At 36.9% G+C, this 3,754-nt stretch carries 3 protein-coding genes and 1 pseudogene; all 4 read right to left on the bottom strand.

All coding sequences use genetic code 11. The features are described from left to right. Nucleotides 1–385: 385 nt before the first annotated feature. Entirely contained in the window at nucleotides 386–808 is a 423-nt protein-coding gene (locus tag AC3G7N_RS20400) for an RDD family protein (protein WP_489424001.1), read from the bottom strand. A 275-nt stretch (nucleotides 809–1,083) separates the two neighbouring features. Continuing rightward, nucleotides 1,084–1,374 (bottom strand): ASCH domain-containing protein, encoded by a 291-nt coding sequence (locus tag AC3G7N_RS20395; protein ID WP_489424000.1) that lies wholly within the window; start codon nucleotides 1,372–1,374, stop codon nucleotides 1,084–1,086. Nucleotides 1,375–1,413: 39 nt separating this feature from the next. Continuing rightward, complete coding sequence (locus tag AC3G7N_RS20390; RefSeq protein ID WP_489423999.1) at nucleotides 1,414–1,884, bottom strand: HIT family protein; 471 nt, start codon at nucleotides 1,882–1,884, stop codon at nucleotides 1,414–1,416. 261 nt (nucleotides 1,885–2,145) lie between these two features. Further along, nucleotides 2,146–3,532, bottom strand: a pseudogene (locus tag AC3G7N_RS20385) (group II intron reverse transcriptase); the annotation flags it as partial. Nucleotides 3,533–3,754: the final 222 nt, after the last annotated feature.

The raw sequence follows: 3,754 nt of genomic DNA, 5'->3' as shown, positions 1-3,754 counted from the left end.
AGGAGGAAAATCACTCTCCTTTTTTGTTATCTAAAAAGTGAATTTCAATTCCTTTATTACAGAAACGCGCCCGTTTCTTGCAGATTGAATATAATATGTAACTGAAGGCACATGTTATCTATATAAATTACACCTATCAGTTTATTTCAATTTCCTTTACGAATACGGTTACTAGTGAAAAAGATAATTAATCCAGTCATTAGAATTATAAATGGAGTCCCTAATTCTACCGTATTTGCCACATGAAAAATCGAATACACTAATAAAGTAATCCAATAAAACCAAAACATAATAAGCACAGAACTTCTGAGTGTTCTTTCTTTCCGTTACATTTTGTTTTCCCATGTGTTTCACCTCAAGGGTTTGTCCCTTGTTTTATATTCAGCTATGGGCTTTCCGGAGGGTCATAAGTCACATAAGTTCCTGCAATAAAGTCGTGAATTGAACGTTTATCTTCTCTTAATCCTACCATAAAGGCACTTACTATTAACCCAATTCCTAAAGTGACAACATACACAATTCCTGCCACCAAATACCTCATTAGCATGGTGCCAATACCTACTTTTTCCCCATTTACTCTGACAATACGATTCCCTAACACTCTTCTTCCTAATGTATATCCGTACCAGATAACAGGTAATATCAAGGTATATAGGGGACCTAATATATCAATAGGACGATAAAATTCACTAAAAAATTGACCGTATAGTGGTAATGAAATGAGCCCAATCACCATAATTATAATAATTGAATCCAGAATATTTGCTCCAAATCTATTCCAAAAACCTACTGGATTACTAACATCCATATAAACACTCCTCTTAAGAACTTTCCGTTTTGGCATTCAGTTAGAATACACTTTTCCTTATAGAAACCGGCCTTTAAAATTAAGTACATTCGTTCACAACCTCTATTATACTTTAACATAAACATCCAGCTATCTTCGGAAAAGATTTTCAACAAAATGGCCCTTTAAATGAAAAGTGAGCGCTAATCTTATTCCAGAAAAGCGCCCTTTAGTTGAATAACTTCGGCTTTAATATTTAATTGTAATAGCTAATGTTCCCCATTGTTTTTCTTGTTCTAGTTATAGATTTCATAAGTTCCTTCAACAATTTCTTGCATTGTCCAGCCTTCACAATCTAAATCTTCAAACGGAATATCCCTATACATTTTTTCAAAAGTATCATATTTCCTTAATTTTGTAACTTGAACTTTTAATGTTTCAGTTCGTTCAGGAACTCTTATAAATTCAATGGTATCGCCAACTTTGACCTTTCTTCTCTTTTCATCGTTTAAGCGTACCTCTACCATCTTTTTTCCTGTTTTAATTGAATTGAAATACTCTCCATATAACCCCATTTGATGTATCACTTTATTTCACCCCTATATGTATTTCCACACTTTCAGTTGCTAAGTATTCCTGATCCACGATCTTAATTTCCCAGCATAAGTAAGACGTTCATCTGGCGTAGTTTGACAACCTTTCGTCAAATAGAGTTGATCGTTTTCATATCTTGGGTAAACATGAAGATGGTAATGCCATACATCTTGATTACCAGCAGGCTCATTATGTTGCCGCGTGGAGATACCATCGCAATTGTATGTATTTTTCATTGCATAGGCTGTCAACTGGGCAGCATGATGAATTTCAGCAGCATAGTCTGAAGGAAGTTCATATATGTTCTCAAAGTGTTGATTAGGAACAACAAGAACATGCCCTTTATTATTTGGCCACCACTTGCTAGCAATAAAAGCTGTTACATGTTCGTTTTGATAAATAATATCGTTTTGCTTCGTTCCTTTATTAGGTCTTTCAATACCCGAAACCACCCTACAAAATGGACATTCATAACCCTCAGGTATATGTGAGTAAACAGTCACACTAATCCCCCCCTTATAAACATTCCAATATTTCGCGCAACATGTTTATCTTATCATAAATAATGTACGTATTTTGAAATAACTGCCACTTTAGTTCAATAAACTCTTACTCTACAATCGTCAGCAATAGGTAAGCATTTGAAGTTATCTCCAGCTTTTCCCCTGCTCCACACGGAACGTGCAAGTTTCCCCGCATTCCGAGTTCCATCTAACGTAATTTACTCGATTATAAGTTCCTCGTTACTTCATGTTTGAGATTTTTTAGATAGTTTCAAGCTTACATTTATCACGAAAACGATTGACTTTTTCAATCATCGCTCCTGTAAGTTGAAATCTCTTTATAAGTTCTTTAATCATCTTTTTATCCTTCATATGAACCAGTCGGTGTATATCTTCATGGAGAATTCGGAGATTATTGAATCGGTCGCTTCCACCAAGGCTTAATGGTAAATAGTGATGACAATGGACATTTGATGCGGGCACTTCAGTGCCTGTGATTTCGCATTTTCCCATTTTCATACTATATCGACTGATTCTATTATCCATGTACTCAACACTTCGATTCGGTAGTGTTGATTTCATTAGCACACCAATTTCCGACTGAATATCTGGGTGTAGCTTATCGTACATCATTTTCCTGCCTTCTCTGGTGAAAGGCGTCATTGCCGGAGTAAACCCGATGGTATTTACCGTTTTCACATCCGCCAGCGGAAATAAATAGACACCCGCTATTCGAAATGTTTTAAAGCTATGACGATACATCTTCTTATATGTCGGTGGCGGATTAGATGGACGACCATATTTGCCTACTGGTCTAAGATGATTATACATGAACGCACCTAAATCATAGGCGAGACGCGAGAACTCGGTATTGACCTTAGTGGCTCTTTTGAAATACTGATGAATTCCTAACACAAAGCTGTTAAATAATAACGCATTAAGAGCCGAAGGCGAAGATCTCATTTTTCGAATCAGTTTTCGCGCTTCGTCTTTGATATTACGCTTTTTATCGACTTTAATGCCGGTACGCGCAACTCTCTTTTTACGTTTTTTATCAGCACTGATAGTGAAACCTAAAAATTCAGATTCACGTTTCCGTAGGTTCACAACTTGTGATTTTTCTGGCGAAATATCTAATTTCAAACGGTCTTTAAGGTAAAGCCTTACGGCATGATACCATCTTTGTGCCGTTTTACCGTCCTTACAAAGAATTTTAAAATCATCCGCATAACGAACGAGATAACCTTCTTTGAGAGAAGTGCGTTTTCTAGCTTGTCTTTCTCCACCCTTGGATTGATAGGGTTTAGACAATGGGAATAATTCCCACTGTCCAGCAACCCATTGGTCAAGGTCGTTTAGTACGATGTTTGCCAATAAAGTTGACAACAGACCGCCCTGAGGCACGCCTTGTATAGGTATGCCTTCTCCATCTATTTCAGCTTTCAGCATTCTGCCGATACAGGCTAATACTTTTCGGTCTTGATTTAATATCAACATCAACCACATAATGAAAGTGGGATAAATTGATAAGTTGTTGGACTCTTGCCATGGCATGGTGTGCCGAACGGAGAGGTCTAAAACCGTAACTATGGTTATAGAATCTAGCTTCCGCAATCGGTTCAAGCACCTGTTTGAAACTTTGTTGGATAATGCGGTCCAAAATACAAGGGATACCAAGGGGTCTATACTTTCCGTTACCCTTGTCAATCCTTTTTCGCCTAACCTTTTTAGGACGGTAATTTTCTAATTGTCTTCGGATTGTCATCAATAGTTTTTCTTCAGACCACTTTTTAATATCGCTAATAGTACTCTTATCGAGGCTGGGACATAACTAGCCAAAAATAACTTAAAAATGGTTCCGATCATCGGT

This window comes from Virgibacillus carmonensis (genome assembly GCF_057836705.1).
Note: the sequence above shows the minus strand (reverse complement) of the source record. Positions and strands in the feature narration are given on the sequence as shown.